Source organism: Kitasatospora sp. NPDC091257 (assembly GCF_044757675.1).
Lineage (GTDB): Bacteria > Actinomycetota > Actinomycetes > Streptomycetales > Streptomycetaceae > Kitasatospora > Kitasatospora lactacystinica.
Genome location: NZ_JBIVVI010000385.1, coordinates 1 through 7,156 on the forward strand (window position 1 = coordinate 1; position 7,156 = coordinate 7,156).

Sequence of the window (7,156 nt, forward strand, 5' to 3'; positions counted from 1 at the left end):
CGCGGCCCCCGCGGCCCCTGCGGCGCCCGCCGCCGAGCAGCCGGCCGTCGACCCGGTCACCGGCTACATCGACGCGCCGCCGCCGGTCCTGCCGCCCGCCCCGCAGGCTCCGGTGGCCCCGCTCGCCGCGCCCGCCCCGGCCGCGGCCCCCGCCGCCCCGGCGCTACCGCCGGCCGACAACCCGTACGCCACCCCGACCCACGGCGTCCCGGCGGCCGGCGCGCACGAGGGCTACGGCGCCGCTCCGGCCGCCCCCGGCGCGCACGAGGGCTACGGCGCCGCCCCCGCCGCGCACGGCCACCACCCCTTCGGGGCCGGTCAGCCGCTCGGCGGCTGGGGCCCCGCCCACGACTCCACCTCCGGCGGCGCGGGCTACCCCGGCGGCCCGGCGGGCCCGCTCGGCTACCCGGCGGACCACCCCGGCGGTCCGGTCGGCCCCGGCGGCCCGCGCAAGAAGCGCGGCGGCCTGGTCGCCCTGATCGCGGCCGTCGCGCTGGTCGCCGGTGTGGCCGGCGGCGTGCTCGGCGTGACCGTCACCGACAATGCCGACAAGCGCAGCTCCGCGAACGACCACCGCAGCACCACCGTGCAGGCCAGCGACACCCAGAAGAACGAGCCCGCCCCCGGCTCGATCGCCGCCATCGCGCAGAAGGCGCTGCCCAGCGTCGTCACCATCAAGGCGCAGGGCAACGGCGAGTCGGGCACCGGCACCGGCTTCGTCTTCGACACCGAGGGCCACATCCTCACCAACAACCACGTGGTCGCGCCGACCCTCAACGGCGGCAAACTGACCGTCAAGTTCGCCGACGGCAGCTCCTACAGCGCCTCCGTGCTGGGCCACGCCGAGGGCTACGACGTCGCCGTGGTCAAGATCGACAACCCGCCGAAGAGCAAGCTGACCCCGCTGCCGCTGGCCGACTCCGACAAGGTCAACGTCGGTGACGCCACCGTCGCGATCGGTGCGCCGTACGGCCTGGAGTCCACCGTCACCAGCGGCATCATCAGCGCCAAGGACCGCCCGGTGGCCTCCGGCGACGACACCGGCTCGCAGGCCTCGTACATGAACGCCCTGCAGACCGACGCCTCGATCAACCCCGGCAACTCCGGCGGCCCGCTGCTCGACTCCGGTGGCGCGGTGATCGGCATCAACTCGGCGATCCAGTCCAACGCCTCCGCCAACGGCCGGGCCGGCAGCATCGGCCTGGGCTTCGCCATCCCGATCAACCAGGCCAAGTGGGTCGCGGACACCCTGATCAAGACCGGCAAGCCGGTCTACGCCAAGCTCGACGTGCTGCGCAACGACGACTACAAGGGCGACGGCGCGCAGATCCAGACCAAGGACATCCAGGGCCAGCCGGCCGTCACCCCCGGCGGCGCGGCCGACAAGGCCGGCCTCAAGCCGGGGGACGTCATCACCAAGCTCGGCGGCGTGCCGATCGACAACGGCCCGGCCCTGGTCAGCCGGATCTGGACGCACAAGCCCGGCGAGACCGTCGACGTCGAGTACACCCGCAACGGCCAGACCTTCAACACCAAGGTCACCCTCGGTCAGCGCGAGGGCGACCAGTCGTGACCCCCGCCCGCACCGAAACGTGTGCGCCGAACCCCGCCGGACCCGTTAGGCTGACCTCCGCCTGGAGAGCTGCCCGAGCGGCCTAAGGGAACAGTCTTGAAAACTGTCGTGGCGTGACCCGTCACCGTGGGTTCGAATCCCACGCTCTCCGCTGGTAGGAGAACCACCTGCTCAGGGCGGGTATCGGCTAGCAGCCGGTACCCGCCCTTTTTCGATTCCGTCCCGGGCTGTCCCACCTGTGTGCCGGGTCCGGTCAGCACGTGTGGGCCAGTTGTGGGCCAGATTCCCGGTCTACTCGCCGCCGTACTCCTGGTCGAGGAACCGCTCGATCAGGGTGTTGGAGCGGTCCTTCCGGCCGTCGAGCACCTTGGCGTAGAACTTGAACAGCACCGTGATGCTGTGGCCGGCCCGGTGAGCGACCTCTGCCGGGTCGACGCCGGCCGCCAGCCACCCGGACACGCAGGTGGCCCGGAGGCTGTACGGCACCTCGGCGAACGGCGTCTTCGCCTGTGCGGCGGTTAGTGCCAACTCCCGGGCTTTCTTCCAGACTTCCGAGGTCTCCTTGGTGCTGACCAGCCCGCCTTCGGCAGCCTGGAACAGGCGCCCGTCGAGGCCCAGCCCGAACTCGTCCACGTGCTCGCGCAGCAGCCCGACGAACACCGGAGGGATCGGGATCTCCCGGGTGGCCTTACGGGGCCGGTGCTTCAAGCCCCGCTCTTCATGGGACTGCCCATCGTCGGTCCACCGCGACCCGACCCGGGGCGAGCTGCCGGGGGCCACGATGAGGCCCCACCCCGCCTTCGGGAGCGTGCAGTCGGCCAAGCGGAGGTGAGCGACCTCAGCCGGGCGCATGGCGGCCCAGTTGATGCAGCCGTAGTACGTGGCCAGGTGGCGCCCGCGCAGGCCGAGCGCCCGGACCGCTTCGATCAGCTCCCGCGCCTGTCGCGGTGCCGGAACGTACCGGAAGTCGATCTCAGCATCCGTCTCCGGTGGCTCCCACTTCACGGACTTCAGCGGGTTCGCCGTGAGGAGCTTCCGCTCGATCGCGTACCCAATCGCGCCGCTGAGGGTGGAGTACTTGCGCCTGATCGTATTGTCCGCCGCCCGCTTGCCGTCCAGCTTGAGGGTGATGGCAGTCAGGGCCTCCCGAAGGGTGTCCGAGTCCTCCAACTGCGAGACGGGCACCGATTTCCGGGCGATCCAGCCGAGCGCGTCCGCGAATTTCTCCGGGATCTCGCCCTGATGGTCGGAGAAGTTGAACGCCCAGCACGAAAGAGCCGTCCGCAGCACGGTCGCCGGCGGCGCCCCGCGGTGGTCCGTCACGAGCGCCGGCGTGATCGTGGCGAGCCCATCGGCCCGCGCGGCCCGCTCCTTCGCGGATGATCCCGGCCACGTGATCTTGGCGTACTTCTTGGCGTGGTCGAACCAGGACTCCTGCTTCTGTTCCCGCATCAGCTTGCGCAGTTCGGAGACGGGCAAGCCGGTCTCGACGTCGAACTGCTCGCCGTCCTTCATTGCGGTGCGGAGTTCGGCCAGCCTGCCGATGGCTAGGGTCTTGGTGACGTAGCTCTTCGAATGAGGCTTCGACCCGACTTTCCAGCGCAGCTCGAAGGGCTTTTTCCGGTTGGAGCGTTGACGGATGGTGTACAGCTTCACGTCGTACGTCAGCACATGCTCTCCAAATGACGGAGCCCCGGCATTGGCCGGGGCTCCAGGTACTTCAGCGGTCGGTTCAGGCGGCGGAGGACTGCTCCTGCGCGGCCCACCAGGCATCGAGGGCGCTGCGTCGGATGCGCAACTGGCCGTTGGGGAGCTTCATGGTCGCGGGCCCCTTCCCCAGGGCGACCATCCGGTAGTACGCGGACCGGGACATGTCGATCTCTTCGAGGACGGCGGCGAGCTTGAGCTTCGGGTCCTTCACGGGCATGCCGGTTCCTCCCGGGTTCAGCAGGTGGGGTGTTTTGAGGTCGATGGTGATCGGGGCAGCCGATGCGGCGCCTCTCGGTGTGTGTCCTAGGTGCGGATTTCTGCGTCACAGCGTCACCTGCGTCATTCAGGCCTGTGACCTGGGGCTTTGTGTGACGAGGAGGCCCGGGATGCGTCACCCGTGCGTCACGGGCTGCGTCACGCGGTGACGGAGCCCGTGACGCAGGTGACGCAGGATGACGCAGCGTCCGTTGTCTGCGTCACGGCTGTTGGTGCAGGTCAAGGGCTGTTTTTCGGGCCGCGTGACGCAGGTGACGCAGCGTCTTCCCTTTTAGGACAAAAGAGGGGCTGCTTGTTGTAGTACGCGTCCCTCAGGCGTGATGAAGGAGCCGCTGCGCGGCGCGACCCTTAGCGGCTTCGCCGAAGAGCAAGAAGAGCACCCGCTCGGCAGCCGGGTGCTCTTCTTGCTTGTCCAGATGGCCCGGGTCAGGCCACCTGGAGTTGTTCGTGGGGGACGGCGGGGGCGGCTGGGGCGGGGCGGGCCATTTCGAGATAGCGGCCCTCTCGCGTGCGGCCGGTGTCGATGAGGACTTGGCGGGCCGCGAGCGTGGGTTGGAGGCGCTTGAGGCGGTCGGAGAGGACTTTTCCGGTGGTCGGCCAGCCCTTGGGCAGGGGACGCAGTTCGTCCCCCGCGTAGAGACGGCTGAGGCAGTGCAGCCACTCGGTGGACGTCATGCGCTGCGCCCCGCCCTTCTCAATGCTCTCGGCGTGCTTGAGGACGGTCTGCGCCAACAGGTCGCCTTCGATGACGTCGTCGTTCAGGTCGTCCAGGCTGGCCCGGTAGACCGGGAGCACCCCGAAGCCGGTCGCGGCGTCGAGCTGCGCGCACAGGTGGGCGAAGTCGGCCATGCGCAGATCGGTCGGGGTCTGGGCCTCGGCCGCGCGGACTTTGACCGTGAGGTCGAGCAGGGACCCGAGGGCGACCGGCAGGACCTCCTCGTACTCCGCCCACAGCTCTGCCTCGGTGCGCCGGACGCGGGGGCGTTCCAGGCGCAGGGGAAGGAGGCGTTCGGCGAGGTCGGGGCGGATGACGCCGACGTCGATGCCGGTCAGGAGCAGGGGCCGGCGGTAGCTGGAGCGGTGGACGTCCCCGTCGGTGAACAAGGCGCGCTTGACGGACTCGACGCCGGTCACGATGCAGCACATGGCGTCGGACAGGTCGGGGGTCATGTGGGAGAGGTTGTCCAGGGCGGTGACCCACCCGGCGGCGACGGCGGCGACGAGGTTCTCCTCGTCCTTCGGTGCCCGGCGCAGGTCACCGCTCATGCCCTCGATGATCCGTACGAGCATCCGGCCGGCCGTGGACTTGCCGGCGCCCTGCGGCCCGGTGAGGAACGGCGCCGGGACGGGTACCCCGGGCCCGAGGCAGCCGATGAGCCAGGCGATGGCCAGGCACTCGGTCTGGGAGTCGGTGAAGTTCGTCAACCGGAGCAGCAGGTCGATTCCCTTGCCGTCGGTGTCCTTGGCGGGAAGGGGGAGTTCGCCGGTGAGCTGGGTGCGCCGCCAGCACACCTCGCGCGGGTCCGGGACGAGGATGTCCCAGCCGGTGGGGTGGATGCGCACGGACTTTCCGTCGGCGCGGCCCAGGTCGAGCCAGGTGGCCCCGTCGAATCCGGGGGCGACGCGGATGTGGACCGGCTGCACGTCCTCGACCAGTGCGAGCGCTTCGATCAGGTCCAGCGCCTCCTTGATGGCGCTCCCGTTGAAGACACCGACCCCGTCCCGGTACAGGCCGACCATGAGTTCCTGGCGGTGGCTGCCCGTCGTGCCCTGGGAGCGGATCGGGCGGGCGACGGGGTGGCCGTTGCGCTGCGCGTACACGGTCCCGTCCGCCGTGCGGAAGTACCGGAAGTGCGCTGAGGCGTAGTCGGCGATGACCTTGCGCGCGGGGTTCTTCTCATCCTCGGACACGGCTACATTCCCAGCCGGGTGAGGGCGTTGACCCACGCGTCGGCGCAGTGCCGGGGCGATTCGCCCTTGGCCTGCGCGGCAGTGAACAGCCGCGCGGTGTGCGTCTCGGTCAGGCATCCGCACCTCCCGTGCGTGGCCAGCACCGCGAGGAACGTCTCGTACACCGTGTTGTGCACCGCGCTGGACGCCTCGGCGATGCGCTGCTCAGCCATGGCGATGCCACGGTACAGGTACGCCGGGCTGCGGTGAGGGCACTTCCCGCCCTCGGCCGGTGCGGGCACGGCGACGGCCGTCGGCCGGACAGCTGCGGGCTCCTTCACGATCAGGCCGCGGACCACCTCCGGCAGGGCCGTCATGGCGCCGGTGCCCGGGCCGAGCCAACGGGCGTAGGCCATCGTGGACTTGATGTCCACGCCGTCTCGCACCGCGTTGGAGGACGCCATGGTTCCCCGGTAGAGCCAGTGCTCGCCCCGGGTGGTGCACACGATCCGGGTCGCGGGCAAGGTCTCGCGCGCCCACGAAAGGGCCTGCGCGTTGTCGAGGTCGACCACGGTCACCCCGGCGCCGCCGGGGTGGTAGGCCACCGCCGCCGCCTCGCGCCACGCCCGCGCCCACTCCGGCGAGTTGAGGACGGCGGGGTCGGTGGTGGCGGCGGCCCATCCGTGGCAGGGCAGCGGGCAGGTGCAGGGGCCGGGGGTCTTCATGTTCGGCCGTCCGCCGCACGCGTTGCTGGCGCAGCCCGGGCAGTTGCCGAACGGCACCTTCCCGGCCCGCAGCGGCAGCACGGGCACGCCGAAGGTCGCCAGGAAGAGGGCGATGGCGAGCGGCTGTTCGCCCCGGATCATGGTCGGTTGGGTCATGCTGGGGGTTCTCCTCGTCTCGATGGGGCGGGGGAACCGGAGCGGCCGGGGGTCCTGGCCGGGAGTGCCGGCCGCTCCGGGCGAAGTCAGTCCTGGTCGGATCCGCAGGCGCAGTTCTCGGGGGCGGCGCCCTGCCCGATCTGGCAGGCGCAGTACAGGAAGCCGAGCGGGGTCTCGGCGGGCTCGCCGACGGTGCAGCAGTCGCACTCGCCCGGCTGCCAGTCCTCGGTGTCCTCGGGGTCGTACTCGTCGTAGTCGTGGTCGTCGAGGTCGTACTCGTACACGGGCACGGCCTTTCGTCAGGCTGCCGCGACGACGGCGGCGGTGATGAGGTGGTGGGCGGGGCGGGGTCGTAGTGGCTGGTGCCGGGGTGTGGCCGAGCCCCCGCCAGCGGGTGCTGACGGGGGCTCCGGTGCGGAGGCGTATGGGCGGAGTCAGTCCCCGTCGGACGTGAGTCCGTGGCGGCGCTCCCACTCGCGCCAGCAGCTGCGGACGAGGTCCTGGGTGACCGGGTTGGGGTCGTCCTTGTGCCGCTCGATCGCGGCACACAGCTCCTCCACGGTGAAGTCCGGGATGACCTTGTCGGGCCAGCGGTCGGTCATGGCGGGGTGCCTTTCGTGTGAGTGGATCATGCGGCGGTGGCGCGGCTGACGATGATCGTCCGGGCGGGATTGTCGGGGTCGGCGCGCATGACGAACCCCTCTCGGGTGGACCAGTCGTCGGCGTTGTTGTGGTTGTTGTTGTTGCTCTGACCTGCAACAACCCGGATCGGAACAGCGTCCAGGAGCGAAAGAGTCTTCGAAATCGTCTATAACACGGACGACAA

Annotated in this window: 7 protein-coding genes and 1 tRNA gene; 2 read left to right on the plus strand and 6 right to left on the minus strand. The window is 70.5% G+C overall.

Features of this window, described 5'->3' with window-relative positions:
• Positions 1–1,573: S1C family serine protease (locus ACIQOV_RS19105; protein WP_401049855.1), on the plus strand; the 1,573-nt coding region annotated here is incomplete at its 5' end.
• A 63-nt stretch (positions 1,574–1,636) separates the two neighbouring features.
• Positions 1,637–1,724, plus strand: a tRNA-Ser gene (locus ACIQOV_RS19110).
• A 140-nt stretch (positions 1,725–1,864) separates the two neighbouring features.
• On the opposite strand, the gene ACIQOV_RS19115 is transcribed toward ACIQOV_RS19110, so the two are convergent.
• The 6 genes from ACIQOV_RS19115 to ACIQOV_RS19140 form a co-directional block, all read right to left on the minus strand.
• Positions 1,865–3,244 carry a tyrosine-type recombinase/integrase gene (locus ACIQOV_RS19115; protein ID WP_401049856.1) on the minus strand — a complete coding sequence of 460 codons (1,380 nt, stop codon included), beginning with the start codon at positions 3,242–3,244 and terminating at the stop codon, positions 1,865–1,867.
• A 61-nt stretch (positions 3,245–3,305) separates the two neighbouring features.
• On the minus strand, positions 3,306–3,500 hold the full coding sequence (locus ACIQOV_RS19120) for a helix-turn-helix transcriptional regulator (protein WP_401049859.1): 195 nt from the start codon (positions 3,498–3,500) through the stop codon (positions 3,306–3,308).
• 485 nt (positions 3,501–3,985) lie between these two features.
• The gene (locus ACIQOV_RS19125) at positions 3,986–5,470 is read right to left on the minus strand and encodes an ATP-binding protein (RefSeq protein ID WP_401049861.1); all 1,485 of its coding nucleotides are present in this window, start codon (positions 5,468–5,470) and stop codon (positions 3,986–3,988) included.
• 2 nt (positions 5,471–5,472) lie between these two features.
• Complete coding sequence (locus ACIQOV_RS19130) at positions 5,473–6,330, minus strand: bifunctional DNA primase/polymerase (protein ID WP_401049862.1); 858 nt, start codon at positions 6,328–6,330, stop codon at positions 5,473–5,475.
• An 86-nt stretch (positions 6,331–6,416) separates the two neighbouring features.
• A complete protein-coding gene (locus ACIQOV_RS19135) occupies positions 6,417–6,620 on the minus strand; it encodes a hypothetical protein (protein ID WP_401049864.1) in 204 nt (67 codons plus the stop codon).
• A 144-nt stretch (positions 6,621–6,764) separates the two neighbouring features.
• On the minus strand, positions 6,765–6,932 hold the full coding sequence (locus ACIQOV_RS19140; protein ID WP_401049867.1) for a hypothetical protein: 168 nt from the start codon (positions 6,930–6,932) through the stop codon (positions 6,765–6,767).
• Between the last annotated feature and the right edge of the window lie 224 nt (positions 6,933–7,156).